A 26,004-nucleotide genomic window follows, 5' to 3' on the forward strand; every position below is an offset into this window, starting at 1 on the left:
GCGCGTCTGTAGTAGTGGATGATGCGCCGGAGGTGGGGTTGGTGTGGACGACGAGGCGAATGCACGGTTCGGCGAGTTCGCGGCACTGCGTACGCCCGCCCTGCTGCGGGCGGCGTACCTGCTCACCGGGGACCAGCACGCCGCCGAGGATCTCGTGCAGTCGGCGCTGGCCAAGACCCTGGTTCGGTGGCGGTCGCTGCGGCACGAGGATCCCGAGGGGTACGTACGCACCGTGATGTACCGGGAGCAGGTCAGCTGGTGGCGTCGGCGCCGGTACCACCGGGAGACGCCGGTCGGCTTGCCCGCCGATCGGGCCGGGTCGGATCCCCACGAACAAACCGACCTGCGGGTATCCATGCGGGAGGCGCTTTCCCGCCTCACGCCGGCCCACCGCACGATCCTCGTGCTGCGTTACTACGAGGATCTCACCGAGACCCAGGTGGCCGCGGTGCTGAACTGTTCCGTCGGTTCGGTGCGCAGTCGCACCCATCGCGCCGTCAGCCGATTGCGGGAGATGCTCCCGGCGGCCGAATTCGCGGAGTTGAGGCCATGACCACGCCATTCGACGACCTCATCCGGACCACTCTTTCAGAGATCGCCGAGGAGGCTCTCCCCATGAATCTGACGTCCGGCGCGCACGACCGGGTCCGGCGGCGGCGCACCACGCTGGCCGTGCTGACCGCGACCGCCGCGGTGGCGGCCATCATGATTGGTACCCCGCTGGCGCTCGCCGCCACCGGCGGTGGCCAAGCGCCCGCCGCACCCGCACCGACCGCCCCGGCCAACGCGCCCTCCCCCGCGTCCGCGCCCCCGACGCCTGTCCCCAGCGGTTCGGCGTCGACCCCGCAGACTCCGACGCCAAGCTCCAAGGGCCCGGCCGGCGGCGCGCCGTCCGCGTCTCCCATCCCGGCCGGCCCAGGCAACGGTCCGGTCGCGGGCAACAGCTCGGTGCCGGGCAACGGTCCAGGCGCGGGCAACGGTTCGGCCGCGGGCAACGGTTCGGCCGCGGGCATCGGTTCAGGCCCGGGCAACAGCTCAGTCGCGGGCAACGGCCCTGGCGGCGGCGTCCTGCCGCCGTCGCCGTACCCGACCAACTGAGCCCACACCGCTCGCCGGCCGGGGCCGCCCCACGTGGCGCGGCCCCGGCCGGATCAGAGATCACGCCGCCTCACCAGGCGACCGGGCCCGACGCCGCGAAATACCCTCCGGTCGGGCCGTCGGCGCCCACCTGCGCCATCCGCACGATGATTTCGGCGCCCTCCTCGACGGTTTGCGTGCCGGCACGCCCGTTGAGGTCCGTCGCGGTGAAACCGGGATCCACCGCGTTGATGCGCATGTTCGGGAACGCCTTCGCGTACTGCACCGTGATCATGTTGACCGCGGCCTTCGAGGCCGGGTACGCGACCCCGGGGTACGGGTAGGCAGCGGTCTGGGTCAGCGAGCCGAGGCCGCTGCTCACGTTGACCACCACCGGGGCGGCCGAGCGCCCCAGCAGCGGCAGGAACGCGTTGGTGACGCGGACCAGCCCGAAGACGTTCGTCTCGAAGGTCTTGCGCATGATGTCGACGGTGATTTCCGACGGGCCGAGCACGCTCATGTCGGGCGTCCGCTCCTCGACGCCCGCGTTGTTGACCAGGATGTCCAGCCCGCCGTCGGCCTCGATGGTCTTCGCCGCGGCCTCGACCGACGCGTCGTCGGTGATGTCGAGCGGGACCCACCGCACGCCGAGCCGTTCGGCCGCCCGCCGTCCGCGCTCCGCGTCCCGGCTGCCGACGTAGACGGTGTGGCCGGCCGCACTCAGTTGACGGGCCGTCTCGAAGCCCAGCCCCTTGTTCGCTCCGGTGATCAGTGTCGTTGTCATGTGTTCAAGGTTCCGACCGTCCGGGGAGACCAGCCAGTCCCCCGATGTTCCTGGGACTGCCACTACCAGGGAGGCCGCCAGGGCCGCCGGGGCCACCGGGATTCCGAGCGCAGACGCCGACCGCCTCGCCTCGTCACCGCCCTCGTCACCGCCCTCGGCGCTCGGACGCTGGTCGGCCAGCACCCGCCGAGGCATACTAATCGCGGGACATTTACCGATTCGCGCCGCCCTATCTTTCGCGAATTTCGCAATTGCGCACCCACGTCACCGGATGTTCCGTCAGCGGTCACCGGTCGGTGGTGGTGCGCGATCTTCGCTACCGCCAGAGTCTTGGCCCAAGACTGTCTTTTCGCAGGGAGGCGAAAGTGGGCCTCAAGCCCAAGACCTGGAGTAAAAAAACTCGCCGTTCGGTGGGCGTCGGCGCGGTGGTTGCCGCGGCGCTGGCCATCGCCGCGGCGTCGACGCCGGCCTTCGCCGGTACGCACGGCAACCAGACCAAGGCTGTGAAGACCGCTACTCCGATCAAGCACCTCGTAGTGATCTTCCAGGAGAACGTGTCGTTCGACCACTACTTCGGCACCTACCCGAAGGCGGCCAACACCGACGGCACGACGTTCAAGGCTAAGTCGGGTACCCCGGCGGTCAACGGCCTGACCAACAAGCTGCTGAACAACAACCCGAACGAGTACAACCCGAGCCGGCTCTCGCCGGACGAGGCCCTGACCTGCGACCAGAACCACAGCTACGGTCCGGAGCAGCAGGCGTACGACGGCGGCAAGGCCGACCAGTTCGTCCAGTTCACCGAGACCGACAAGTGCACCGGCATGCCGATCATCTTCGGTGAGCCGGGCCTGGTCATGGACTACTACGACGGCAACACCGTCACCGGGCTGTGGAACTACGCGCAGAACTACGCCATGTCGGACAACTCGTTCGACGCGGGTTTCGGCCCGTCCAGCCCGGGCGCGCTGAACCTGATCTCCGGCCAGACCCACGGTGTCCAGGCCGTGGACTCGGTCACCGGCAAGCCGGTCAGCAACTCGCTGTCCACCTCGCCGGACAAGAAGGGGATCGGCACCGTCATCGGTGACCCGGACCCGGCGTTCGACGACTGCTCGGACACCAACCACACCTCCACCAACCCGCTGGCCAAGATGACCGGCCAGAACGTTGGTGACCTGCTCAACAACGAGGGTGTGACCTGGGGCTGGTTCCAGGGCGGCTTCGCCCCGACCGGCAAGGCCAACGGGTACGCGGTCTGCGGCGCCACCCACACCAACGTGGGCGGCAACGCGGTCGTGGACTACAGCGCCCACCACAACCCGTTCGAGTACTACAAGTCGACCAGCAACCCGAAGCACCTGCCGCCGTCGTCGGTCAAGAACATCGGCAAGACCGACCAGGCCAACCACCAGTACGACATGACCGACTTCGACGCCGCCGTGGCGGCGAACAACGTCCCGGCCGTCAGCTTCCTCAAGGCGCCGGAGTACCAGGATGGCCACGCCGGCTACTCGGACCCGCTGGACGAGCAGCAGTTCCTGGTTAAGACCATCAACGAGCTGCAGAAGTCCAAGGACTGGAGCTCGACCGCGGTCGTCATCGCCTACGACGACTCGGACGGTTGGTACGACCACGTTGCCCCGCCGATCCACAACGGGTCCAGCGACCCGGCGAACGACCAGGCGATGTGCGCGCCGACCAAGAAGACCAAGCCGCTCAACGGGTACGAGGACCGCTGCGGCGACGGGCCGCGCCAGCCGCTGCTGGTCATCAGCCCGTACAGCAAGACGAACTACGTTGACCACAGCGAGACCACCCAGCCCTCGATCCTGCGGTTCATCGAGGACAACTGGAAGACCGGCCGGATCGGCGACGGTTCGCTCGACGCTTCCGCGGGCAAGCTGACCAACATGTTCAACTTCAACCAGAAGCCCGTCACCAAGCCGCTGATCCTCGACCCGAAGACCGGCGCGGTAAAGAAGTAGCTTCACCCCGGTGGTCCGTGGCCACCGAATTCGGGGCCGGGCAGCATCCGCTGCCCGGCCCCACCGCATTTCCGCGGGAGGTTGAACACCGGCGTCCGGCTCACGGAAGCCCAACACCGTGACCCGCGCGGCCCCGAGCTTTCCCGATCACGCGGGCCGTCGCAAGGATCGTCAGCCCGCCCTGAGGTTGGTCCGGCGAACGATCAGCCAGACCGCGAGGAGCGCCACCGCGGCGAGGCCCAGATATCCGAAGTTGAGGATCAGGTGGAAGACGGGAATCCTGCTGCCCGGTTGGTAGACCACCAAGACCCGGAGAGAGTCGAGGCAGGAGAAATTCGCGTGGTCGGTGTTGATGCCGGGGCACATCCGGACCAGCGTGGCGTAGCTGAGCTCGTGTCCGGAGGCGTCGAACAGGTTCGACTCAATGCCGGCCCCGAGCGACCAACCAGCATTGATGGTCAGGGAGGTAGCACTCCCCGGGAGGGGGGGTGCGCCGACGGGAGCGAACTGGGACAGCGGCGTCAGAAGAGTGATGTAGTGCAACTGGACGTACAGTGTGAGCCCGATGAAGCCCGCGACGGCGGTGAGCAGGGCGGGGAGGGTGCGTCTGATGGCGGCGCCAAGGGCGACGCCGACCGCGAACCAGCCGACGCCGCTGGTCAGCGGAAGCATCCCGGAGGCCAGGAAGTGGGTGCTGTCCCACATGCTGTGGTCGCCGATGGCGACGACCGCGTGAGCCAGGTGGTCGCTGACTCCGGCGACCGCCGCGGTCAGGGCCGCCACGAACAGGCCGAGCAGGGCCAGCTTGGCCCACAACCAACGCAGCGGGGAAACGTCCTGGCTCCAGGCCAGCAGCAAGGTCCGCTGCTCGTGCTCCCTGGTCAGCAGGGGCACTCCGATGAACACGCCGCTCAGCACTGGAACGTAGCGCACCACGAGCAGCAGGAAATCGGCCACCGCCCTCGGGCCGTGAGGAGCGTGGAGCGTTTGGGACTGGGGCGTGTTGGTTGGGCAGATCATGTCGTGGCACTGGTGGTGCAGGGTCGTCAGCTCGGCCGCGAGGTAGGCCATCCAGCCGGTGAGCACGGCCGCGATGACGAGGCAGGCGAGGATGGCCCAGCGGTGCTGGCGCCAGGTCAGCCAGAGCAGGCCGGAGACGCCACCGGCCGGCGCCGCAGCCGATTCGCGGCCCTGCGACCGGGGCGCGGACAGCGGTGGATAGGTGAGCGAGCTCATGCGGCGGCCGCCTCCAGTGCCTGGCGCGTCCTACGCTGCGCCTTCAGATAAGTCACAACCAACTCCTCCAGCGAGACCGGTTGGGCGCTCCACCCCGGGGCGACGATCGCGGGCAGCACCGGCGTGTCGGGCAGCCGGACGATGAACGTGGACTGCCGATCCGCGTGCTGCGCGTGAACAACCGTGCCCGGACCCGGCGGCTGATCCGCCCGCGGACCGGTCAGCCGCAGATGCGAGGCCAGCAACCGCTCCACATCGCCGCACAGCGCGGCACGACCCGCGTCCAGCAGCAACAGGTGATCGGCGACGCCGACCAACTCCGACACGATGTGGGTCGACAGCATCAGCGTCATTTCCCCGTCGGCGACCTGCCCCATCAACTCACCGGCCACCTCGCTACGAGCCACCGGGTCGAGATTGGACAACGGCTCATCCAGTAGCAACACGTCCGGACGCGAACCCAGCGCGACCGCGAGCGCGACCTGCGCCCGCTGGCCTCCGGACAACTTGCCGCACCGGCGGGTCAACGGCACCTCGAAGCGCTCCAGCCACGACAGCGCCCGCCGCTGATCCCACACCCGGTTCGTGCTCCGCCCGAACCGCAGCATGTCCGCCGCGTTGAAATCCCGGTACACCGGCTTGTGCTGGGCCAGAATCGCGACCCGATTGCCCGCCTGCGCACCACCCGCACCAACCCGGCGACCACCCACCAACACCGTGCCCGAGGTCGCCGGCAACAGACCGCTGATGATGCTCATCAGCGTCGACTTACCCGCCCCGTTCGCACCGACCAACGCGATCACCTGGTTAGCTGGCAGCTCAAACTCACACTCCCGCAACGCCCACACCCGGCGATACCGCTTGCTCACACCCCGGACATCCACCGCGATAGCCGACTCACTCACGCCGCACCCTGCTCCTCATCCGACGCCGACGCCGCCCGCGACCCACCGCCGGCCCGCGCCTGGCGCGCCGAGTTCTCCACGATCACCGAGGCGAACAGCGCCTGGACGTCCTCGTCCTCCAGCCCCGCCTCACGGGCCTGACCCAACCACCGCGCCAAACCCGTACGCAGCCGCGCCATGACATGCGGGTCCGCCCCGCCCAACCGGCCGGTCACGAACGTGCCCGCGCCCTGCCGGGCCTCCACCAGACCGGACAGCTCCAACTCCCGGTAGGCCTTCAACACCGTGCTCGGATTGACCGTGCACGAGGTCACCACGCTTCGCACCGTGGGCAGTTGGTCCCCCGGCTGCAACACCCCCATCCGCAGCCCCTCGCGCACCTGTCTGATCAGCTGCGCGTACGCGGGGACACTGCTGGAGCGGTCGATCTGGAAGTTGATCACCTCTCGTGTCCTCTCCATCACCCAAGCGGGACCCATCCGCCCAAGCCAGGCAGATTGTTTCGTTTAAGTAGAACACCAGTCAATCAGCATGACAACAACGGGGCGGGCGGGCGGTCGCCCGCGTCCGCTCACCTACCATGGAGTCGTGGTCACCAGGGTCAGGGACGGCCGCGCGTGGCGCGTCGGGACGCCCGCCGAGGTCGCGTGGATCGCCGATGGCACGGTTGCGGGTCCGACCATCGCCGCCGCCGTCCCGCCGGTGTTCGAGGCCTACGCCACGGTCGAACTGCCCTGCTCGGACGAGGGGCGGAACGAACACGACCGAGCCATGCTCGCGCTGTTGAGTGAGCGGTCGGCGGGACAGCCATGGTGGCTTGGCTATCTCGACACCGGCGCCGATGACATCGTCTTTCCCGACGCGCCCACAGTGAGCCTGTACGGGAGGTGGCCCTACGTGCTGGTCGAGGCCGGACCGGCGCAGGCCGCCACCTGGCGCCACAGCGGAGGCTGGTCGTTCTGGAAAGGCCCCTTGCCGAATCTGATGTTCCCCGCGGACCGTTCGTGGCTGGTTTCGACGCTGTGGGACGATGACTGGACCTGCCTCGGCGGGCCGACCGAACTGGTGGACGATTTCCTGCGCCACCCCGCCCTGCGGGCCCGGCCGACGACCCTCAGCCGGGACGCCACGGCACCGCGGGAATAGGTTCCGAATCCCGCAGGAAAACCCTGATGCTCAGAGGGTATGACGGACGGCGTAGGAAGTATTAGACGGCCTTCCACCACGGGTGGCATGCTGAATACGCACGGCACCGGAAGAGGCCGGCAGGTCCGTCAGTCGGACGGGTAATCCGAACGAGACTGATACGCGGGATTGATTGTGCGCGGCGAACCCCGCCACGCTTGACGAGGGGTTCTCGTCGATTCCGCAGGACGCCATGGCGATCCCGGTGAGAATTGGTTGAACAAATGCGGCCGGCCACGAAGGTTTGTTCCGGTGCGGGAATACGCCGGGGCCGCTTTCTCCGAGAAGAGGAATAATCAATATGACTGTCGCCAATCAGCGCGTCGTGCTCCTGGGTGGCACGTCCGGTCTTGGATTTGCCGTCGCTGAGCTGCTCGCCGCGCAGGGCGCCGAGCTGGTCCTCGCGTCGAGCTCGCAGGCCAGGGTTGACGAGGCGGTGGCGAAACTCCCGGGCGGTACCACCGGGTACGCGGTCGACCTGCGCAGCGAGGAGGCGATCGCCCGACTGTTCGAGACCATCGGCGAGTTTGACCATCTCGTCTACACGGCGGGCGAGGCGCTGAGCCTGTTGCCCGTGGATGGCATGGACCTCGACGTGGCCCGTGAATTCTTCGGGCTGCGGTTCTTCAGCGTCCTTACGGCGGTGAAGCACGCCGCGAAGCGGATCCGGCCGGGGGGCTCGATCACGCTCACCACGGGATCCGCCGGGGAGCGTCCGTCGCCCGGCTGGTCGGTCGCTGCGAGTATCTGCGGCGCGATCAGTTCTCTGACCAAGGCACTGGCCGTCGAGCTGGCACCGATCCGGGTGAACGCGGTCGCACCCGGCGTGGTCCGCTCTCCGATGTGGGCCAGCCTGGGCGCCGAGGCCCGGGAGGCCTACTTCACGCAGGTCAGCGACGCGACGCTGGTGAAGCGGGTGGGTGAGACCGAACAGGTCGCTCAGACCTACGCCTACCTGATCGACCAGCCGTTCTCCAGCGGAACCGTCGTCGCGGTCGACGGCGGGACACTGCTCGTCTAATCCGCGGCCGCTGAGCACGCCGTCCACCCCGTGGCCGGCGTGCTCAGTCCGTCTCGGCCGCCGGCCCGCCCATCATCCGGACGGCGATCTCCGCGAAGCGCTCGATCTCGGGGCGGGCGCGCTGGGCGCTGAAGGCGAGGGCGACCTGGTTGTTCGAGATCCCCTCGACCGGGCAGTAGGCGATGTCGGGTCGGGTGTAGAGCGCCGCGGTGGAGCGCGGGACGATGATGATGCCGCGCTCGGCCGCCACGTGCTCGAGTTTCTCTTCCATGGTGCGCAGGGCTATCGCCGGCCGGTGCTGGCCGTCGCCCGGCGCGACCTCCCGCAGTTCGCGGGCGATGTCACGCCACTCGGGCACGGCGTCCGGGTTCTGCAGCAGGTGCTCGTCGGTGAGGTCGCTGATCCGCACGGTCGGCTTCCCGGCGAGCGGATGTCCGATCGGCACGGCGACCACGCGTGGTTCGGTGAACAGCGGCAGGATCCTCAGTCCCCGGGTGGGGATCGGCATGCGCACGAAGCTCACGTCCGCACGTCCGTCATGCACCACGTCGACCTGGTCGTCGTAGGAGGTCCGCAGCACGTCCACGGTCAGGTCGGGGTACGCGTCGTTGAACGCCCGCGCGACCTGAGTGACGAGGATGCCGGGCATGAATCCGATGGTGAAGCTGCCGCCTCGCTCGGCCATCCGCACCCGGCGCTGCAGGGCGGTCGCCGAGGCCAGCAGCGGGCGCGCGTCATCGAGGAGCTGACGACCGGCCGCAGTCAGCTCGGTGCCGAGCCGGGACCGGGTGAACAACTGGGCGTGTAGCTCGTCTTCGAGTGCCTTGATCTGTCGGCTGAGCACCGGCTGCGCGATCCGCAGAACTTCGGCGGCCCGGCCGAAGTTGCGTTGCTCGGCAACCGCGACGAAGTAGCGCAGTTTTCTCAGATCAAGATCCACGTCCAGCTCTCACAATCGATCCCCATGGTATCTGGTGAGCAGGTCGTGGCACCGCACATCCCCGTGACCCCGCCTCGGCATCGACCGAGCGCGGCCGGGGCGTACCGCCAGAACGATCTTCGCTCGCGGTCGCCCGGGTCGGATCACCGGCGGGGCGTCGATTCGCACGCTGCGTTGCGTTCACGAAATCCGCAGCGCAATAGATGAGAGCGGACCACCACCCGGCGGTATCGCGGAAGCCCGAGAGGAGACCGCGATGCCGGGAGGCGGGCCCAGCCGCCGGTATCGGCGCCCGGCTCCGTGCCGGGCGCCGATACCGGTCAGGTCAGCCCGGCCAGCTCAGGCCGGTGACGTGCCGACCCGGCCGAGATGCCGGGCCAGGAACTCGTTGTCGACCCCGATCCAGCGAATGGTCCGATGGTCGCCCGGGTTGGCGTGCAGCGTCTTCTCCCTTGAGGCGAAGGCGTCGAACAACCCGAGGGTGGATTCGCGGTCGACGTACTCGTCGTCCCACGGGAGCAGGAACTGGATCGGGACGGTGATCCGCCTCGCCGCCTCGACCAGCGCCTCGTACACGAAGAACCCACCACCGAAGATGGCAGCGGTGATCCGGGGTTCGATCGCCGTCAGGGGCACCCCGATCGCGGTGCCCAAGGATATGCCGCCCCCATAGCCGATCGGAGCTTCGACGCCGATCTCGGGCAGGTTCTGAAGGGCGTCCAGGGTCGCCTGCCATTCCGGTACGGCACGCTCCGCCAGCGACGTGGCGTAGCGGACGCTGACCGCCTCGAAGCGCTCGGCGTCGCCGGTCGCGTGGGCCTGCCGGAACTCGGCGCGTGCCCGCTCGTCCTCTGCCGCGCGTGGGCGGTCACCGTGTCCGGGCGCGTCGATCGCGACCACGGTGAAACCCCAGGTGGTTACGGCGTCGCGTGCGCGGGCCTTGAGCGCCGGCGTCTTCTTGTGCAGGCCGCCACCGTGTCCCATCAGTACCAGGGGCGCGTGATCGGAGCCGGACACGGGCGACCAGAGCACGCCGGGGACCTCGCCCACGATGAAGTCGCGTTCGAGGACACCGTTAGATGATGTTTCCGCGGTGAATCGCAAAGGAGACATAGTGGTTTCCTTTCGGGAGAGCCTTGGTGTTGGGGCACTCCCGGCGACACCTACGTCAATCGCCCGACCATGACGACGAGGGGAGCGCCCACGTGCGTACGACGTTCATGGGTCTCACCTCCTCGCTGGTGTCACGGTCGCCGACACGCTATCAGCCCGAGCGTCGTCCCGCCGATCATTTTCCGTCGACCAATTCGGCAGGGCCACCGATGCGTTGTCCCGCCACGACCCGCGGCCCGTTACGGGACGCCGGCGCGACGGACAGCAGCCGCTACGGACGCCGACAGGCGTTCCTGAGCCGGATGCCGCTGAACCCGAGAGTGCTGTCGACCACCGAGTCCCAGAGCTGCCACAGGTTCGACAGCACGCGCAGTTGGATTCCGGCCGCGTCGTGCAGCCCGAACAGGTCCCCAACCGGCTCCGGCGGCCCAAGCGGTGTAACGGGCTCGGCCGCAACCATGGCATGCGGAACGGGCGCGCCGAACGGTCGGAACAAGTCGGCAGGCAGCCGATAGGCGAACAGGCGGACGCGGCGCATCGCCTCCAACCAGCCGTACTCCACCGCGTGCATCCGCTCACCACCCCCAGGGCCGAGGATCCGTTCCCGATCGACCAGGGATGACGTCTCCGTCACCCAGGCCATCGCCCGTGGGCACTCTCGCGGGAACCAGTAGTCCGGTGCGCGCAACTCGTCAACCGCCCAGACATACGCCTCTGGCTGCTGCGCGGTCGCGGCGACGTGGGGCACGAAACGAGTGATCGTGGGGTCTTCCGAGAAGTGCAGGACCTGTCCAGGCGCAGGGCGCATCCCGCCTGTCTACACCAGAAAAGGCAAGCTGGCACGTCGGGCACACCTCTCCCATAGCCCCAGCGGTTCCGCTAGAGCCCGGGCCCGAAACGGGTCGCTCGCGCCGCCTCCACCGAGCGACGCGGTTCGCGATGGGCGCTATCTCGGCCGGGGAAATACCGCAGCGGGAATCCCTGGCGGTCGCTAGGTTCTAGGACGTGGGCAGAATCCTCTCCGTCAACCTCGCCGTGCCGGAGCCCAGCACGGCGAAGCGGGTCGGCATCACCGGCATCAACAAGCAGCCGGTCAACCGGCCCGTGGCGGTGCGCGCGCCCGGACCCAAGACCACCGGCCTGCACAGTGGTCTTGTGGGCGACCAGATCTTCGACATCGAGCACCACGGCGGTGACGACCAGGCGGTGTACGCGTACGCCCGTGAGGACTACGACTGGTGGGAGGCACAGCTTGGCCGCGCGCTGCCCGGCGGCATCTTCGGTGAAAACCTCACCACCGTGGACGTCGACGTGAACGGCGCGGTCATCGGCGAGACGTGGCAGGTCGGCGACAGCCTCGTCCTGCAGCCGACGTTCGGGCGCATTCCGTGCGCGACGTTCCAGGCCAAGATGGCCGAGCCGCACTGGGTCAGGACGTTCACCGAAAAGAACCGCCCCGGCGCGTACCTGCGGGTCGTCGAGCCCGGCGACGTCGAGGCCGGGGACCCGGTGAAGATACTGGACCGACCGGCGCACGGCGTGAGCATCGCCAGCGCCTTCCGCGCCTACATGATCGACCCGGAGCGGCTACCCGAGCTGGTCGAGATCAAGGGCCTGCCCGACCATCTGCGGGATCTACTCCGCCAGCGCATGGGCGACTGACCCGCGCCTCCGTCAGGGAAGGATGAGCTGATCTTCCCCTAGTCTTCGGACGCCAGCCTTAATCATTCACGGTCAGGCTGCCCTACAACTGTAGGTACTCTTACGCGACGCGACCGCTTCGGTACTCCATCAACGTCACATTGGACGGCTGCGGCGATCATCGCGAGGTCGCCGGCGGGGATGGGTGAGAGGCCCGATTGGATGGAGCCCTTCGCCGGCCGGTGTTTCCGGGTGATTATTCCAACCGGTTTGGTGGCGTGGGCGTGGTCCATGCGCGCACCTGCTCGGCCAGGGCGCTGACATGCTCCAGGGGCGTGGTCTTGACGATGCCGTGTCCCAGGTTGAACACGAACGGCCCCCCGCTCAGGGCGCGCAGGATGCGCTCTGTCTCGGCGTAGAGCGCAGGGCCGCCAGCGACTAGGAGTTGGGGATCGAGGTTGCCCTGCACGCAGCGGCCCAGGCGGCGCTGTAGTTTCTGCGCGGCCCATTCGAGGGGAACCGTGGCGTCCAGGCCGATACAGTCCGCGCCGGTTGCCTCGGCGAAGCCGTCGTAGGCGAGCCCGGCGCCGCGGGGGAAGGCGATGATGGGAACGTCTGGGTACTGCGTCTTCAGCGCCGCGATAATGGTGGCGACCGGTCTGACGCACCAGCGTTCGAAGAAGGCGTCGGGAAGTATCCCGGCCCAGGTGTCGAACAACTGGACTGCTTCCGCGCCCGCCTCGATCTGGCGGCCGAGGAACTGGATGATAGCGGTCGTGAGCATGTCGATCAGGGGCTGGAATCCATCGGGATCGCTCAGCGCCCACTGCTTGACGACGGAGTGCTCCGACGGGCCGCCACCGCGTCCTTCGACCATGTAGGTGGCGATGGTCCATGGTGCGCCGGCATAGCCGATCAGGGCCGTCTCGGCTGGCAGGACGCGGGTCAGCTGCCTGACCGTCTCATAGACCGGGGCCAGTTCCTCGTGGAGGCGAGAGACGCTCAGGAAGTCGGCGATGTCCGCTGCCGAGCGGACAGGGGGCGTCAGAACCGGACCGTCGCCGACCCGGTAGTCCAGGGTCTGGCCCAGTGCGGCGGCGACCTGCGGAAGGTCCGCGAAGAGGATGGCGGCGTCGAGCGGGAAGCGGCGGATCGGCTGCAGGGTGACCTCGACAGCGTGCTCGGGCGAATTGCAGAGCCCCACCATGCCCCCGGCAGCCTCACGGACCCGGTGATATTCGGGCAGGTACCGTCCCGCCTGCCGCATCAGCCATATCGGCGGTCGCTCGGTCCGCTCTCCCGCGAGCGCGCGCAGGAGCAGCTTCTTAGACTGGACGCTACCGGACACCGGCTTCGGACTGACTTCTTCCCGGGTACCGATGTCCACGCTGTTCCATCCTGTTGAATTGCCCCGGGTATCGACGGGACTCAAATGGCAGACTCCAGCCCCCTAAGGGGACGTTGTTATCTTAGCGGCGCCCAGTCTGGGTGGCCCGGCAGGCGTCAGAGCCGAGCGGCGTCCCGGTACGCGCAGTTCTAGGCCCTGGACGCCGGCCGCGGAGCCTGAGATCAGTCTGCGACCCGCGAACGCGCAGGTCAGAGCGAGCGGCGCTGTGTGTTGGTTGGCGAGAAAGGCTAGCCGCCGGGCGCTACGGGCGGGGAAACCAGCGTCTTCAGGGGTCTCCGACGGCGCCAACTTGACTCTACGGCGGAGCCAAACTGCTGGCGGCCATCGGGCAACGATCCCGGCAGTCCGCCCAATCTGAGCAAAAAACCAGAACACGAGCGTGCGGCTGGCATGCCGACGGATGGACGAAGGGGATAGCTCTCGGGGCGTTCCCCGGACTGAGGTTCGCTGTCGCCACCGTCGTCCCGACGTGGCGGTTGACGCCTCCGCACACTGCGACTTGACGCAACCCGGGTTCGTGATGGGCGACCTCATCCGGCCGGATCAGTCGTCAGCGCTCCGCCTGTCATCCAAGCGCCGGCGATCGGACAGGGCTGTCGTTCACTGTCCGAGAGCGCGGTAGCGGAGGTGTACGACGCCGTTCCGGAATCGGCGCTCATCGAGGAGCTCAAGGTCGGCGCGCATGCCGGTCGGCAGCCCTGGCTTGCCCCCACCGACGACCACGGGCCAGACGAACAGCTGGCACTCGTCGACCAGCCCAGCCTTGAAAGCCTGCGCCGCGAGGTTGGCACCTCCTACGGTGAGATCGCTGCCGGCCGTGGCCTTCAGTTCGTGTACCGCGGCGGGGTCAAAACGGCGTTCGAGTCGGGTGTCGGCAGTTGACACCGAGGGAAGGGTCACGGAGTAGACGACTTTGCTCGCCGCCTGCCAGGCGCGCGCAAAGTCGGCCGTGAGGTCGGACTGCGCGGCCAGAGCGGCGTTGGTTTCCCAGACGGCCATCGTTTCGTACAGGCGCCGACCGTAGAGAAACGTGCCCACAGACCGCAGGAGGTCGGTGGTGAACGCGAAGACCTCGTCGTCGGGTGGGAACCAGTCGAAGGCGCCGCGTTCGTCCTCGATGTAGCCGTCAAGCGACACGTTCGTCACGTAAATCAGCTTTGCCATGCCTCTACCTCTCGATGATCAGCTGTAACAGCCTGGACATTCGTCAGCGTGGCGTCCAGCTTGGTGAACGCCTGGAGCCAACCCTCCTCGCTGGGGTGCGCCAGGCGTTCGGGGAGCCACTGGCGGATCTCGAGTCGCGTCCGTCCGTCGGCCTCGTCGTGGAACTCGACCCGGAGTCTCGTCTCGAACGGCTCGATGCCCTCCTGCAGCCGGCCACCGACGTGCATGACGCCTTCGAGCAGTTCGCCGTCGGCGACGTCTGTGAGGTCGACGTGGATGTGCACGCGAAGGCCGGGGTCGGCTGCATTGACCTCCGTCCACCGTTGATAGCCGCCGGGGCGCACGTCGAACTCAATCTCATCGCGCGGCAGTGAGTTGCCGATCGGGCCCCACCACGCCGCCAGGTGGTCGGGATCGGTGAAGGCTCGGTAGACGAGTTCCCGCGGCGCGTCGAACACACGCGAGATGACGAGCTGCGGAGTTTCGGTTTTCATTCGAGCTCCCTGGGGTCGTCGGCCATCCGGTCCGTTGCCCGTCCGGCGGCCTGCACCGCGGCGAGGTGGGCATCGAGGCGGCTGAGGGACGAGTCCCAGAACCGCCGGTAGCGCTCGATCCAGTCGGCCGCCTCGCGCAGCGGGGCAGCCTCGAGGCGGCTCGCGCGCCACTTGCCCGACCGCGACCGTGAGATGAGCGCGGCGCGCTCGAGCACCTTCAGGTGCCGTGACACCGCCGGCATCGAGATGGAGAGAGGAGCGGTGAGCTCGGTGACCGTGGCGTCGCGTTCGGCCAGCTCGGCGATGATCGCCCGCCGAGTCGGGTCGGCGAGCGCCGAGAACACCGCGCTGAGCTGATCGGTGTCAGCCATCGGAAGCTCCCTTCACTTAACCACCATGTTAAGCGCATTGAGCGCGAGTGATCTTGTCAACGGATGAGTCGCCGGGCCGGCTCGGCCCTGCCACCAGCGCTGACGTGCTGCCGAACAACCTGCGGCGGCATCATCGGCCGCACCGTGGACTGGCTCAGCAAGGTGGAGAACAACCGGATGGCCCTGGACCGGCTGTCGGTCATCAAGTCCGTCGCCGACGCCCTGGACGTCTCACTCGGCGACCTACTGGCCGAACCGTCCCTCATGGACTGGACACCAGACGGCGGACACCGCACCGTCCCCGCCCCTGCGCGACGCCCTGATGGACTACCGGCAGATCACCCCGTTCGGAGCCGACCGCCCTGCCGCCGACGACGCGCCAACACTGGCCCAGCTCGATCGAGACCTGGACGACATGTGGACCGCCTACCAGGCAGCAAGCTTCGGCTACGTCACCGCACGCCTGCCCAGCCTGCTCGCCCACGCCCAGGCCGCCGCCGAGTACTACAACGGCGACGACCTCATGCACGCGCGACGGGTCCTCGGCCTGGCCTACCAGCTGGCCGCCACCCAGCTCACCAAACTCGGAGAAGCCGAACTCGCCTGGATCGCCGCCGACCGCGGCCTCAACGCCGCCCGCACCACCGGAGACCCCGTCGTCACCGGATCGCTCTACCGATCCGTCACCCACGCCCTACTGTCCGCCGGCCGGTACAGCGAAGCCGTCCGGCTCACCGAGCGCGCGGCCGGCTACCTCGAAGCCAATCTCTCCCAGCCCACACCCGAACTCCTGTCCATCCACGGCACGCTGTTTCTCGCCAGCTCGATGGCCGCCTCCCGCAACAACGACCGCACCGCAACCCGAGCCTTTCTCGACGCCGCCGACGAGTCCGCCAAGCGTCTCGGGCACGACGCCAACCACGTCTGGACCGCGTTCGGCCCCACCAACGTCGCAATTCACCGGGTCGCCACCGCCGCCGAACTCGGCGACGTCCAGGTCGCCATCGACCTCGGGCCGCGGATCGACACGGCGCCCTTGCCGATGGAGCGCCGGGTACGGCACGCGCTAGAGGTCGCCCGCACGTACAGCAGGCGCAACCGGGTCGACGATGCGCAGGCGACTTTGCTCGACGCTGAGCAGTTGGCACCGGAGCAGGTCCGGTACCACTTCCTCAGCCGAGAACTGGTACTCGGCTGGATACGCCAGCAGCCCGGCAAGCCGTCAACCGTCCTGGTCGGCCTGGCTCGCCGGTTGAATGTGCTTAGCTGAGCGGAGCAGGCCCGGCTTGTCTAGGCTGCTGATCGTGACCTCAGACGACATGCCGCCCATGGCCCAGGCCCGCATGGCGCCGGTGCACTGTTCCTTGACGACACCGGCCGGGTGCTGATGCTCCGCCCGACGTACAAGAACCACTGGGATATCCCCGGCGGGTACGTCGAACCGGGCGAGTCCCCGTCCGCGGCGTGCGTTCGCGAGATCCGCGAGGAACTGGGAATCAATCCCCAGGTCGGACAGATGCTCGTGGTCGACTGGGCACCCGCGGAGAAAGAGGGCGACAAAGTCCTGTACGTCTTCGACGGCGGCAGCCTCAGCGAAGACGACCTCCGCCGGATCGTGTTCGAAGACGGCGAGATCGACGAGTACCGGTACGTCGAACCCTCCGGCCTCGAAACTCTCGTCCCGCCGAGGTTGGCCCGCCGCCTCCACATGGCGGTCATCGCGAAGAGGAGTGGCCGGACGATCTACACCGAGCACGGAAAGAAACTACCGGGCAGCTCAGGCCTTTGACCCTGGATCGGTCTCTGGCAAGCAGTCGCAAGTCAGCAGCTATGCGGTCGCGTAGCCGAAGTCACCGATCACTACCGGCCGCGAAGGCTCTCCACCGTATCTAGCCGCCCCGACTTTGCCGCCTCTTCCCCTGGGTGAATGACATGAGGAAGTAGCGGATTTTCATAGTCGAAGTGAATCGATCTTATCCAGTCAGCCCTATCCGGAAAGTCGTTATCCGCGATAATGAACTGTACCTTGTCTCCATAAGCATCTACAAGCGAGCGAATTCGTTCGTAGATCCGCGAACCCATAGCCTTGTCGCTCGGATTTGACCCAAGGTTTTTCCGAGGCGTATCGAGCAAGAGGATCTGCGGCAACAGAGTGTCGCCGTGAGCGAGAGCGTGACCGAGGAGTGTCAGGTGGTACGCGACGGTTACGATTGTCTTGGTCCCCCCAGCTACAGCAAGCGTTTCGAACCGCTCCCCATCGACCAGAGGTAGATAGTTTCGCCCATCAATAGATCCAGAGCTTGCCCAAGGAACTTTCAAGGCGCCAACTGTCTCACTGAACCGTTCACTCAACACTCTCAGCACTGAACGACGCGCCTCAAGCCTCGCTTTGGATTGCGCCAGATTCAGCTCAAGGCCCTCTTTTTCTTGCTCTAGAGAACTCACTCGAGCATCCAACGCGCGGAGTTCATCCCAGAAATTCAGGACGTTATTGATATGCCTCAACTCGGCAAGCGATTGGGCTCGCGCCGCGCTCAGCAACTCGACTTCGTTGAACCTAGGCGTGACTGCTTCAGCCGTAGCCACATCGAGAGCTTGCCTCAACCGAGAAAGCTCTTCGTTCCGCCCGTCAGCTAGAGCCCTTGCCCGGCCCACGTCCTTGGTTGCCCGAGCTAGAAGCGATTCCAGTTCGAGTATCTGCTCATCTGTATAATCTAGCGGCAGATCAAACTCTAGTCCCGCTAACGGGTCGGGCTGAAGGCACAGTGCGCATACCTCGGCCGATGCGCGTCCCTCATCTAATGGCTGCGTGCACCTGGGGCACACGACGAACTCTAAGGGCGACAAGCGCCTACTAGCAGTTCGTGCTTTATCTTCCCGAGCCAAGTTGACGCGCATCTGTGCAAGCAAGTGCTCGCGGCGTGCCACCTCGGTCTCTGCCGAGCGAAGATCTTCTGCAGCCTCCCGAACAGCCTCCTCGGTGTCCAGCACCTGTTGACGAAGATTCTGATGCGCATTGGTACTCGTTGCAATCTCCGCCCGAAGCCGATCTAGGCCGCGCGCTGCCTCGCGCGCCTGTTCACCTAATACAAGCTCGCGTTGACGAAGCGTCACTTCGTCTTCGTCCGTAGCCGTTTGGAGGAATGTGCGGACCGCGGCAACCCTGCCTTCGGCGGTTCGAAGTTCATCTTTAATGCGACCGAGTGCTGTCTCGATTATCAGCTGTTCCGGGTCAGCGAGGCCAAAAAGCAATTCAAAAATTGCTCGCCTCTTGGGTTCGCGGAAAACCTCAGTGTGATGGACCACGCTTCGATCGATGTCTTGTTGTTCGACGTAGAGGTAGGCGTAAAGATCATTGAAAGTAAGGGGGACTGAGGCAGCGGTTGCGCGCGTACGGGCCCGAGGAATCGCGACCACGGGTATTCCGAGCAGGCGTAGTAGTGCGTCGCTCACGCTCTCCTGTTCGGGTCGAGAACGTATAGCGAACTGTTGAATCAGGCCGTCATCCCGCGGATCCCGGAATTCCACTGTTGTAGCAGCCCTACCAAGGGCTCTCTGAAGAATGACTGCGTTTCCGTCCAGCGTTGTCCGTATCCGCACCGCACGAACCTCATCCCGCACCACTGGGGTCAGCACGGCGTTTCCACCTAGTGCGTGTTTGACGAGTTCCAACAAACTACTCTTACCTGTGCCAACCGGTCCGTCCAGCAATGTGCACGGGCCCGCAAGCGAGAAATTGTAATCCTCTACATCGGTAAGCAAAGTGACATCGTCGACGCGCATCCGGATATTCATCATATCTCCGTCCGGTGTGGCCGATCGACCACGTCGGGTAGGCGATCATAAATCAGACTCTTAATCGCGTTGCCGCTCTTCCTAGCGAACGCTCGATGCAGCACCGCGCACCGCGCGGCGGTCAACCGCCACGCTGGATCAGTCGCTAGCAACCGAGCTAAGGCGCGACCGCCATCGGTCGGACGTAGTGCGATATTGCCACGCTTCCCCGAGACGTATTCGACTAGACCCCGCCCAACGAGGGCACCGATGATTCCATAGTAGCGGTCATCCCACGGCCCGTACTTGTAGCGCATCATTCGAGATTCAACGGTGCTACGTTCTTCAGGTGTGGGCTTCGTATCATCGCTAAGCTGGAGTGCGTCGACGCCCGAATTAGCTAATTCTTCAAGGAAGACTGGATAGCGTAGCAAGAAATCGAGCTTGGCAAGCTTCGTGAGGCCATCGAGTGCGCTGCTCTTACCAGCCAGCGCGTCGATTAATAGCAGAACCCGAGCCTGATGGTATTCAGCTTCGCGCCGTTCTTTCAGCAGCATTTCCTGCCGCCGCCGGGCGACCCGTTGATCGAGCGTCGATGACGCAGGCCGGCCGGTCTTGCGAGTGACCGCGATTTGGCGTTCAGCCGCAGCACGGAGGGCAGCTTCGGATGCGCTAGTTTGAGTGCCCACAGTGCCGCTCATTGCGCGCGCTCCAAGTCGGGGGCTGAAGTATTCGTGGCATCAGCGACATCTCTCAGAGCAGCCTCGACGTCGAACTCGTCGCTGAACCAGATCTCGCAATCAGCGGCTAGATCCAAGGCAAGTCCGAGTAAATGCTCAGGGGTTAAGGCGAGGCCCGAAGAGGGAGAGACCCTGCCGCTTCGCAGGCGAGCACGGAGGGTTTCGTACATCCGATCTCCCCATCCAGCGTCTGACGTGGCAACCTCTGCCTCCACATCCCCTGCTAGTTCCAGAATCTTGGCCTCAAGGTCTTGGCGCTCAGCCTCGTCTCCCGGGAGATCTCTTTTAGACTCCTCCCATTGCGCCAGCCAGGCTTCACGTAGGCGGAGCGCTCCACTGACACGGGTTCCTCGAACACCTCCCGCCACTAGCTTTACGCGGAGACGGTCATGACCAGTAGTGGTCCAACGGCGCAGTAGCGGTCTATCAGGCGCATCGGCAAGTGCCCCGAGGATGTCGTCACGGACAATTGTTCGGGATTGCACTAGCGCCGTCAAAACCGATCTGGCACTACCGAACCGCGGTTCGCTAAGCCACGACGAGTACTGACCCCTCAACGGATTAGCGGCATTGCGAGCCGCTACAAGTGCAACGAGTCCGTCATAGCAGACGCCGGCCGCATCCAGGTTATGCCCAATGCTATCTAGGGCAGGACGCATCACATACTCGACATGCTGAGTTCGAATGTAACGCCGCGAAGGAAGTTCCGGCAATATACGCAGGACTCCCATGAATTTTTCGACCAGATTCAGGAAGTCTTGCGGCGGGGGGAGCCGTTCCGCTTTCCGCCTTGGCGGCAGCGGCGTGAGCGGTATCCCGTCAAATTCGCGCTGCCTCCGAGCCGCTAGAAGGGCAAATGCGAGCTGGTCACGGCAAAGCGCCAATTCATCGTCGATCTGCACACCGTCCGCCATCTTCAAGCAAGCGTTTGCTACTTCACCTGCCTCTGCCTTTCCGGGCTTCAGACCCGCGTTGGTCACGAGCCGTACACGAGCAGCCGACAACGTATGCCAGCGCGAGAATAGGTGTGCTATCCCGCCCCCCAGGCAGATGTCGGTCAGGGACCAGGGACCTTGAGATGTCTCTCGATGCTTGCAGCTGACCAACTCGATGTCATCGTCGCCGCGGTCTACTACGTAGTCCTCGTGAATTTCACACACGATTCGGCGTATCTGAGAATCCTCTGACATCATCGCGGCGCAATCCGCCGCAGTACAGTGATGCTGCCAGCTATAGCGGTCCTGCGTTTCCGCGCCGCTGTCCTCCTCGGGAGCCGTTCCTAGTACCAGGCTCATCGCGGAGACTCTGAACCGGCGACAGTCCCAGAGACACCAGGTCTATGTGCTCGAGCCCGCCCGGCCGGAGCCCGTGAGCAAGCATGTTCGGCACGTCTTCCCCACCCGCTGCTAGGGCGGTGCACGCCAATCACGTCCGCCATAGGGAAAATTTAGTCGAGAGATCTCGGTCATGCATAGGGCCGAATGTACGAGCATCGGTCCTCTAACGCGGCCATCGGGCCCAGCTCATGTGTGGGCCGTCCCTCGCCACGGCTGACAGGAAGCCGTTCTACGGACAGGGCAAGGTCAGCGTCAAAGGTCAGCGTCGTTGCGCTGCCGATTCGTTCTCTTCTGGATCAAGGCGCCGCGCGAGCGCGGCGCAGCGGGCGCGCTCGCGCCACGCTGCTGGCGGCGCTGGGGCGCCGGCATCGCGCACCGCGGCGCGCCCGCACCTCCACCGGCACCTAGTCCACGAAGCTCCGGCCGGTCAGACAACGCGACCAGACGCCGTGACGATCGCCGGAGTGGTGCGCGTTCCGCGTGGTTCCGGCGATCGCTGCCGCGCCGCTACGCGGCTTGCCACCGGTATCAGCGGCGCTGTGATCGGCGGGAACGGCGACGAGGACCAGGCGGTGGCCGTCGCCGCCGTGGCCAGCCAGCTCGTCGGGCTTCACGTCGCAGGCAGTACGCGAGCAACGCCGCTCGTCCGCGGCCGTCAGGGACTGGACGTGACGACAGCGGCGGCCTCACAGACCGCACGCTCGTACTGGCTCCGCCGAAACACGAAGGGGCCGAAGCTCCCGTAGTCGCGCTTAGGGCGGTACGGCTGGACAAAGCCGCGCCACGTCACCCAGTCATCGTCACAGAGCACCCAGGCTTCCAGCGGCCAGCAGCCGACCTCACCGCAGTCGCAACCGAGAAGGGCGATCACGCCCCCGCTCGCCCGGTAAGCCGATTCTGGTTCTCCGGCAAGGTAGGCGGTCAGGTCACCGAACTTGAAATGATCGAGCACGAGCCCGGCATACTCGCCGGGCACGTCGTAACCAGAGGCAAGCTCAAAGCCGGAAACCAGCTTCACCAAGCTGACATCGTCGACGTACGGCAGCAACTCGCGGGCGGGGCCACCACCCCACGGCCGGATGTCGAAACGAACCTTGCGAATGAGCGGCGGAGTTGGCACGGGTCAAGTTTGCCCCAGCCTCCCCCGCTGACGCCCTACGCGCTTTGACCTCAGCTGGCTCCAGTACCGCCCTCCACCGCACGACCGTAGGCCGTCGCCCGCCGGTCGGCAGCCGGACGGGCGACGTGAGCCACAGCTTCTAATCTCAGGGGTCACCGGTCCAAGATCAGGGCGTCTCCAGGGCGTCAGGGCGTGTCCAGGGCGTCAAACGGCGACCAATGTTGACCATCAACGACCATGAGCGACCGCGCATACAAGCAGCTCAGAGCCCCGACCTGAACCCCAACCAGGTACGCGATAGACGAGTCGACCTGTACGCCGGGTTCTGTCCCCCGTACCGAAGCACGGGAGGGCGGCCATCCATCTAGGCCTGCCGTCGCCGGCAGGCTCAAGCGGCCTACCCGCAGGCTCGGGCGGGCAGCCCTCAAACGCCTGCGCAGGTCGCCGCCTCGCGGCAGCGGCCCTTTTGGCCTTGCTCCGGGTGGGGTTTACCGAGCCACCCCGGTCACCCGGGGTGCTGGTGGGCTCTTACCCCACCGTTTCACCCTTACCGCACCCACCGGCCGGAGCCGGCGGGCGAGGCGGTCTGCTTTCTGTGGCACTTTCCCGCGGGTCGCCCCGGGTTGCCGTTAGCAACCACCCTGCCCTGTGGAGCCCGGACGTTCCTCGGCGACCCCGAAGGGTCGACGCGACCGCCCAGTCGACTCGTCCATCGCGGCAACAATCTTACCGGTCCGCCCCGTCCCGCTTCGCCGCACGCCCTCCACGACGCGACGCGCCAGCCGCGGACCACAAGTCGGACCCGCGGACCACAAGCCGGACCCGCGGACCACAAGCCGGACCCGCGGACCACACGCCGAAGCCGCGGCGCCGATCGACCGATCGCCTCGGAGGAGGAACGAGGAGGTACCAGGAGCACGCGACGAAACGGGGCAGCGCCCGGCCCGTCGAGCACCTAGCCTGTGCACCCCATGAGCCCCTCCCACATCGCCCTGCTCCTGGTCGCCGGTCTCGCCGCCGGCACCGTGAACGCCATCGCCGGCGGCGGGTCGCTGATCACCTTCCCCGCCCTGTTGGCCATCGGGCTGCCCGCCAAGCCGGCGAACTTCACGAATTCCGTGTCGGTATGTCCTGGTTATCTGGCGAGCGTGTACGGCAATCGCGCCGAGTTGGCCGGCCGCCGTTCCGAGCTGTTGAGGCTGGTGCCCACCACCGCCCTCGGCACGCTGACCGGCAGCCTGCTGCTGCGCGCCACCCCGGCCGGCGCGTTCCAGGTCATCGTGCCGTTCCTGGTCATCGGAGCGGCCCTGGTGCTCGCGTTCCAGCAGCGGCTGCGCGCCGTCGTCGGGCAACCGGCGCAGCTGTCGCGGCGGCGCCGCATGGCCGGCATGCACACGGTTGTCGGGGTGGGCGCGGTGTACGGCGGCTACTTCGGCGCGGCGCTCGGCGTGATGCTGGTGGCCGGGCTGGGGCTGGTCCTCGACGAGGCGCTGACCCGGATCAACGCGCTGAAGAACGCCGCCTCGGCGGTCGTCGGGCTGGTGACCGTGCTGGTGTTCACGCTGGTCGGCCGGGTCGACTGGGCGGCGGTGGCGGCGCTCGCACCGGCGACGCTGGTCGGCGGGTACCTGGGCGCCCGGCTGGCCCGGCTGCTGCCGGCCGCCGCACTGCGCGTCACCATCGTGGCCTTCGGCCTGATCGTGGGCGGCTACCTGCTGATCACGGCACTCCGCTGAGACCGAAGCGCCGGCCGGTCCCGGAGAGCGAGCGGGGCCGACCGGCGCGGAGCGGTCGATCAAGAAACCGGAAGAAGGCGGATCACGAGGTGGGTACCGGCTCCGGGAGTTGGTCCTCGGCGAGTGGCGGCGGAGTCGCATCGCCCGCGTCGACCGTGTAGTCGTCCGGCGAGGTGGCGTCCACGCCGTCGGGCGCCTTGATGGCGCGGCAGATCAGCGTGACGATGATCGCGACGAGCACGTTCGCCACGACCGCGACGAAGCCGACGTACACCTGTGTCTTGGCGTCCAGTCCGATGCTGGTCGGGTCGAACCATTTTGACAGCGGGAAGGCCGAGCCACCGAAGTGCACGTGGTTGGTGGCCGGGTTGGGGATCTGGTACAGCATCCACGTGCCCAGGCCCATGCCGACCAACCAGCCGGCGACCAGGCCCCAGCGGTGCAGCCAGCGGGTGTAGAGCCCGATGCCCACGGCGGGCAGGGTCTGCAGGATGATGACGCCGCCGATCAGCTGGAGGTCGATGGAGAACTGCGGGCTGATCAGCAGGATGACCAGCACGGCACCGATCTTCACGACCAGCGAGGCGATCTTGCTGGTCGCCGCCTCCTGGGCTGGGGTGGCGTCGCGCTTGATGTACTCCTTGAAGATGTTGCGGGTGAACAGGTTCGCCGCGGCGATGGACATGATGGCGGCGGGCACCAGCGCGCCGATGGCCACCGCGGCGAACGCGACGCCGGCGAACCAGTGCGGGAACATCTGGTCGAACAGCTGCGGCACGACCGTGTTGCCGTCCGCCTTGCCATCGGTGACGATCGGCTTGGTCTTGGCCGCGATGGCCATGTAGCCGAGCAGCGCGATGAGACCGAGCAGCAGGCTGTAGGCCGGCAGCGCGGACATGTTGCGCTTGATGACGTTGCGGCTGCGGCTGGCCAGTACGCCGGTGACGCTGTGCGGGTACAGGAACAGCGCGAGCGCGGAGCCGAACGCCAGGGTGATGTACTGCCACTGGTTGCCGGCGTTGAGCACGGTGCCCTGGGTCTTGGCGAACTTGGTGTCGGCGGCGTCGAAGATCTTGTGCCAGCCACCCAGCTTGTACGGGATGTAGATGATCGCCACGATGACGACGATGTAGATCAGCGCGTCCTTGACGAACGCGATCAGCGCCGGAGCGCGCAGCCCGGACTGGTAGGTGTACGCGGCCAGGATGGCGAACGCGATGATCAGTGCCCAGGTCGGGTTGACGTGCATCGACTTGAGTACCGACTCGATGCCCACCAGTTGCAGCGCGATGTACGGCATGGTGGCCACGATGCCGGTGATGGCGACCAGCAACGCCATGGTGGACGAGCCGGATCGGGCGCGCACGAAGTCGGCCGGGGTCACGAACCCGTGCTTGTGCGACACCGACCAGAGCCGCACGAGCACCACGAACACCATCGGATACACGATCACGGTGTACGGGACGGCGTAGAAGCCCAGCGAGCCGGACGCGAACAGCAGCGCCGGCACGGCGACGAAGGTGTACGCGGTGTAGAGGTCGCCGCCGACCAGGAACCAGGTGACCCAGCTGCCGAAGTTGCGCCCGCCCAGGCCCCACTCGTTGAGGTGGCCCATGTCGTCGGGGCGGCGCCAGCGGGCGGCGATGAAGCCCATCACGCTGACGATCAGGAAGATCACCGCCGCGACGATGATCTCGGTGAGGTGGTCCCTCATCGGCCAGCCCTCCCGTTCGAGGTCAGCCGGTACACCACCAGGGTGGTGGCCACGCTGAGCAGGATGAAGGCCAGTTGCAGCCAGTAGAAGCGCGGGAAGCCAAGGAAGTACGGGTTCTTGGAGTTAAAGAGGAAGACCATCAGCGGTACCGCGACGGGGATGAACAGCAGCCAGTGCCAGTGGCTGCGGCCGGTCCGGGCACGGGGTACCGGTTGGGTCTGGGGCTCGGCCATGAGTCCTCCTAGAACACACCGGG

The 26,004-nt window shown here is 66.6% G+C and carries 27 protein-coding genes and 1 other RNA gene; 9 read left to right on the forward strand and 19 right to left on the reverse strand.

Annotated features, from left to right (window positions below; genetic code table 11):
* Positions 1-43 precede the first annotated feature (43 nt).
* Both ABEA87_RS12800 and ABEA87_RS12805 read left to right on the forward strand, forming a co-directional pair.
* On the forward strand, positions 44-553 hold the full coding sequence (locus ABEA87_RS12800; RefSeq protein ID WP_345629162.1) for a SigE family RNA polymerase sigma factor: 510 nt from the start codon (positions 44-46) through the stop codon (positions 551-553).
* A 62-nt stretch (positions 554-615) separates the two neighbouring features.
* A complete protein-coding gene (locus ABEA87_RS12805) occupies positions 616-1,098 on the forward strand; it encodes a hypothetical protein (protein ID WP_345629164.1) in 483 nt (160 codons plus the stop codon).
* Positions 1,099-1,168: 70 nt separating this feature from the next.
* Here ABEA87_RS12805 and ABEA87_RS12810 read toward each other — a convergent pair whose 3' ends face one another.
* Positions 1,169-1,861 (reverse strand): SDR family oxidoreductase, encoded by a 693-nt coding sequence (locus ABEA87_RS12810; protein ID WP_345629166.1) that lies wholly within the window; start codon positions 1,859-1,861, stop codon positions 1,169-1,171.
* Positions 1,862-2,226: 365 nt separating this feature from the next.
* Here ABEA87_RS12810 and ABEA87_RS12815 point away from each other — a divergent pair, with 365 nt between their 5' ends.
* Entirely contained in the window at positions 2,227-3,849 is a 1,623-nt protein-coding gene (locus ABEA87_RS12815) for a phospholipase C (RefSeq protein WP_345629168.1), read from the forward strand.
* A gap of 171 nt (positions 3,850-4,020) precedes the next feature.
* Here the strand turns inward: ABEA87_RS12815 and ABEA87_RS12820 are convergent, their stop codons facing one another.
* From ABEA87_RS12820 to ABEA87_RS12830, 3 genes are read right to left on the reverse strand one after another with little or no spacing between them, the layout of a single operon-like run.
* Positions 4,021-5,085: an ABC transporter permease gene (locus ABEA87_RS12820; RefSeq protein ID WP_345629170.1), complete on the reverse strand. Its 1,065-nt coding sequence runs from the start codon at positions 5,083-5,085 to the stop codon at positions 4,021-4,023.
* Complete coding sequence (locus ABEA87_RS12825; RefSeq protein ID WP_345629172.1) at positions 5,082-5,990, reverse strand: ABC transporter ATP-binding protein; 909 nt, start codon at positions 5,988-5,990, stop codon at positions 5,082-5,084. The genes ABEA87_RS12820 and ABEA87_RS12825 overlap by 4 nt, the downstream gene beginning before the upstream one ends.
* Entirely contained in the window at positions 5,987-6,451 is a 465-nt protein-coding gene (locus tag ABEA87_RS12830; protein WP_425570859.1) for a GntR family transcriptional regulator, read from the reverse strand. Before ABEA87_RS12830 ends, ABEA87_RS12825 begins: the two co-directional genes overlap by 4 nt.
* 127 nt (positions 6,452-6,578) lie before the next feature.
* On the opposite strand from ABEA87_RS12830, the gene ABEA87_RS12835 reads away from it, so the two are divergent.
* Together ABEA87_RS12835 and ABEA87_RS12840 are read left to right on the forward strand one after the other, a co-directional pair.
* Complete coding sequence (locus ABEA87_RS12835) at positions 6,579-7,136, forward strand: hypothetical protein (RefSeq protein WP_345629174.1); 558 nt, start codon at positions 6,579-6,581, stop codon at positions 7,134-7,136.
* Positions 7,137-7,476: 340 nt separating this feature from the next.
* A complete protein-coding gene (locus tag ABEA87_RS12840; protein WP_345629176.1) occupies positions 7,477-8,196 on the forward strand; it encodes an SDR family oxidoreductase in 720 nt (239 codons plus the stop codon).
* A 43-nt stretch (positions 8,197-8,239) separates the two neighbouring features.
* Here ABEA87_RS12840 and ABEA87_RS12845 read toward each other — a convergent pair whose 3' ends face one another.
* The 3 genes from ABEA87_RS12845 to ABEA87_RS12855 form a co-directional block, all read right to left on the reverse strand.
* On the reverse strand, positions 8,240-9,136 hold the full coding sequence (locus ABEA87_RS12845; RefSeq protein ID WP_345629178.1) for a LysR family transcriptional regulator: 897 nt from the start codon (positions 9,134-9,136) through the stop codon (positions 8,240-8,242).
* Positions 9,137-9,475: 339 nt separating this feature from the next.
* Complete coding sequence (locus ABEA87_RS12850; RefSeq protein ID WP_345629179.1) at positions 9,476-10,249, reverse strand: dienelactone hydrolase family protein; 774 nt, start codon at positions 10,247-10,249, stop codon at positions 9,476-9,478.
* 271 nt (positions 10,250-10,520) lie between these two features.
* Positions 10,521-11,057: a DUF6886 family protein gene (locus tag ABEA87_RS12855; protein ID WP_345629181.1), complete on the reverse strand. Its 537-nt coding sequence runs from the start codon at positions 11,055-11,057 to the stop codon at positions 10,521-10,523.
* Between the two features lie 197 nt (positions 11,058-11,254).
* Here ABEA87_RS12855 and ABEA87_RS12860 point away from each other — a divergent pair, with 197 nt between their 5' ends.
* Positions 11,255-11,911 carry an MOSC domain-containing protein gene (locus tag ABEA87_RS12860; RefSeq protein ID WP_345629182.1) on the forward strand — a complete coding sequence of 219 codons (657 nt, stop codon included), beginning with the start codon at positions 11,255-11,257 and terminating at the stop codon, positions 11,909-11,911.
* 235 nt (positions 11,912-12,146) lie between these two features.
* Here the strand turns inward: ABEA87_RS12860 and hemE are convergent, their stop codons facing one another.
* From hemE to ABEA87_RS12880, 4 genes are all read right to left on the reverse strand, one after another.
* Complete coding sequence (gene hemE, locus ABEA87_RS12865) at positions 12,147-13,277, reverse strand: uroporphyrinogen decarboxylase (RefSeq protein ID WP_345629184.1); 1,131 nt, start codon at positions 13,275-13,277, stop codon at positions 12,147-12,149.
* Positions 13,278-13,898: 621 nt separating this feature from the next.
* The gene (locus ABEA87_RS12870) at positions 13,899-14,462 is read right to left on the reverse strand and encodes a dihydrofolate reductase family protein (protein ID WP_345629185.1); all 564 of its coding nucleotides are present in this window, start codon (positions 14,460-14,462) and stop codon (positions 13,899-13,901) included.
* A complete protein-coding gene (locus ABEA87_RS12875; RefSeq protein WP_345629187.1) occupies positions 14,450-14,956 on the reverse strand; it encodes an SRPBCC family protein in 507 nt (168 codons plus the stop codon). The genes ABEA87_RS12870 and ABEA87_RS12875 overlap by 13 nt, the downstream gene beginning before the upstream one ends.
* The gene (locus ABEA87_RS12880) at positions 14,953-15,327 is read right to left on the reverse strand and encodes an ArsR/SmtB family transcription factor (RefSeq protein WP_345629189.1); all 375 of its coding nucleotides are present in this window, start codon (positions 15,325-15,327) and stop codon (positions 14,953-14,955) included. Before ABEA87_RS12880 ends, ABEA87_RS12875 begins: the two co-directional genes overlap by 4 nt.
* A 322-nt stretch (positions 15,328-15,649) precedes the next feature.
* Here ABEA87_RS12880 and ABEA87_RS12885 point away from each other — a divergent pair, with 322 nt between their 5' ends.
* Together ABEA87_RS12885 and ABEA87_RS12890 are read left to right on the forward strand one after the other, a co-directional pair.
* Complete coding sequence (locus ABEA87_RS12885; RefSeq protein ID WP_345629191.1) at positions 15,650-16,597, forward strand: XRE family transcriptional regulator; 948 nt, start codon at positions 15,650-15,652, stop codon at positions 16,595-16,597.
* 117 nt (positions 16,598-16,714) lie between these two features.
* Positions 16,715-17,116 carry an NUDIX hydrolase gene (locus tag ABEA87_RS12890; RefSeq protein ID WP_345629584.1) on the forward strand — a complete coding sequence of 134 codons (402 nt, stop codon included), beginning with the start codon at positions 16,715-16,717 and terminating at the stop codon, positions 17,114-17,116.
* Positions 17,117-17,187: 71 nt separating this feature from the next.
* On the opposite strand, the gene ABEA87_RS12895 is transcribed toward ABEA87_RS12890, so the two are convergent.
* The 6 genes from ABEA87_RS12895 to rnpB form a co-directional block, all read right to left on the reverse strand.
* Positions 17,188-19,110 (reverse strand): hypothetical protein, encoded by a 1,923-nt coding sequence (locus tag ABEA87_RS12895; RefSeq protein WP_345629193.1) that lies wholly within the window; start codon positions 19,108-19,110, stop codon positions 17,188-17,190.
* Between the two features lie 11 nt (positions 19,111-19,121).
* Entirely contained in the window at positions 19,122-19,802 is a 681-nt protein-coding gene (locus tag ABEA87_RS12900) for a hypothetical protein (protein ID WP_345629195.1), read from the reverse strand.
* Positions 19,799-21,136 (reverse strand): dsDNA nuclease domain-containing protein, encoded by a 1,338-nt coding sequence (locus tag ABEA87_RS12905; RefSeq protein WP_345629197.1) that lies wholly within the window; start codon positions 21,134-21,136, stop codon positions 19,799-19,801. Before ABEA87_RS12905 ends, ABEA87_RS12900 begins: the two co-directional genes overlap by 4 nt.
* 446 nt (positions 21,137-21,582) lie before the next feature.
* On the reverse strand, positions 21,583-21,792 hold the full coding sequence (locus ABEA87_RS12910; protein ID WP_345629199.1) for a hypothetical protein: 210 nt from the start codon (positions 21,790-21,792) through the stop codon (positions 21,583-21,585).
* Positions 21,793-21,833: 41 nt separating this feature from the next.
* Positions 21,834-22,298: a hypothetical protein gene (locus ABEA87_RS12915; RefSeq protein WP_345629201.1), complete on the reverse strand. Its 465-nt coding sequence runs from the start codon at positions 22,296-22,298 to the stop codon at positions 21,834-21,836.
* Between the two features lie 298 nt (positions 22,299-22,596).
* Positions 22,597-23,006, reverse strand: an RNA gene (gene rnpB / locus ABEA87_RS12920) — RNase P RNA component class A.
* 263 nt (positions 23,007-23,269) lie between these two features.
* Here rnpB and ABEA87_RS12925 point away from each other — a divergent pair.
* Positions 23,270-24,034 (forward strand): sulfite exporter TauE/SafE family protein, encoded by a 765-nt coding sequence (locus tag ABEA87_RS12925; RefSeq protein WP_345629203.1) that lies wholly within the window; start codon positions 23,270-23,272, stop codon positions 24,032-24,034.
* An 82-nt stretch (positions 24,035-24,116) separates the two neighbouring features.
* On the opposite strand, the gene mctP is transcribed toward ABEA87_RS12925, so the two are convergent.
* Positions 24,117-25,748, reverse strand: coding sequence for a monocarboxylate uptake permease MctP (gene mctP, locus ABEA87_RS12930; RefSeq protein WP_345629204.1), 1,632 nt, complete (start codon positions 25,746-25,748; stop codon positions 24,117-24,119).
* Positions 25,745-25,981 (reverse strand): DUF3311 domain-containing protein, encoded by a 237-nt coding sequence (locus tag ABEA87_RS12935; protein WP_345629206.1) that lies wholly within the window; start codon positions 25,979-25,981, stop codon positions 25,745-25,747. Before ABEA87_RS12935 ends, mctP begins: the two co-directional genes overlap by 4 nt.
* Between the last annotated feature and the right edge of the window lie 23 nt (positions 25,982-26,004).

This window comes from Rugosimonospora acidiphila (assembly GCF_039543385.1).
Classification (GTDB): Bacteria; Actinomycetota; Actinomycetes; order Mycobacteriales; family Micromonosporaceae; genus Rugosimonospora; species Rugosimonospora acidiphila.

Coding starts and splice junctions, on each gene's coding strand:
- ABEA87_RS12805 (WP_345629164.1), top strand. CDS start 616: ATGAATCTGACGTCCGGCGCGCACGACCGGGTCCGGCGGCGGCGCACC.
- ABEA87_RS12810 (WP_345629166.1), bottom strand. CDS start 1,861: ATGACAACGACACTGATCACCGGAGCGAACAAGGGGCTGGGCTTCGAG.
- ABEA87_RS12820 (WP_345629170.1), bottom strand. CDS start 5,085: ATGAGCTCGCTCACCTATCCACCGCTGTCCGCGCCCCGGTCGCAGGGC.
- ABEA87_RS12830 (WP_425570859.1), bottom strand. CDS start 6,451: ATGGAGAGGACACGAGAGGTGATCAACTTCCAGATCGACCGCTCCAGC.
- ABEA87_RS12840 (WP_345629176.1), top strand. CDS start 7,477: ATGACTGTCGCCAATCAGCGCGTCGTGCTCCTGGGTGGCACGTCCGGT.
- ABEA87_RS12850 (WP_345629179.1), bottom strand. CDS start 10,249: ATGTCTCCTTTGCGATTCACCGCGGAAACATCATCTAACGGTGTCCTC.
- ABEA87_RS12855 (WP_345629181.1), bottom strand. CDS start 11,057: ATGCGCCCTGCGCCTGGACAGGTCCTGCACTTCTCGGAAGACCCCACG.
- ABEA87_RS12870 (WP_345629185.1), bottom strand. CDS start 14,462: ATGGCAAAGCTGATTTACGTGACGAACGTGTCGCTTGACGGCTACATC.
- ABEA87_RS12875 (WP_345629187.1), bottom strand. CDS start 14,956: ATGAAAACCGAAACTCCGCAGCTCGTCATCTCGCGTGTGTTCGACGCG.
- ABEA87_RS12880 (WP_345629189.1), bottom strand. CDS start 15,327: ATGGCTGACACCGATCAGCTCAGCGCGGTGTTCTCGGCGCTCGCCGAC.
- ABEA87_RS12885 (WP_345629191.1), top strand. CDS start 15,650: ATGGACTACCGGCAGATCACCCCGTTCGGAGCCGACCGCCCTGCCGCC.
- ABEA87_RS12890 (WP_345629584.1), top strand. CDS start 16,715: ATGCTCCGCCCGACGTACAAGAACCACTGGGATATCCCCGGCGGGTAC.
- ABEA87_RS12895 (WP_345629193.1), bottom strand. CDS start 19,110: ATGCGCGTCGACGATGTCACTTTGCTTACCGATGTAGAGGATTACAAT.
- ABEA87_RS12900 (WP_345629195.1), bottom strand. CDS start 19,802: ATGAGCGGCACTGTGGGCACTCAAACTAGCGCATCCGAAGCTGCCCTC.
- ABEA87_RS12905 (WP_345629197.1), bottom strand. CDS start 21,136: ATGAGCCTGGTACTAGGAACGGCTCCCGAGGAGGACAGCGGCGCGGAA.
- ABEA87_RS12925 (WP_345629203.1), top strand. CDS start 23,270: ATGAGCCCCTCCCACATCGCCCTGCTCCTGGTCGCCGGTCTCGCCGCC.
- mctP (WP_345629204.1), bottom strand. CDS start 25,748: ATGAGGGACCACCTCACCGAGATCATCGTCGCGGCGGTGATCTTCCTG.
- ABEA87_RS12935 (WP_345629206.1), bottom strand. CDS start 25,981: ATGGCCGAGCCCCAGACCCAACCGGTACCCCGTGCCCGGACCGGCCGC.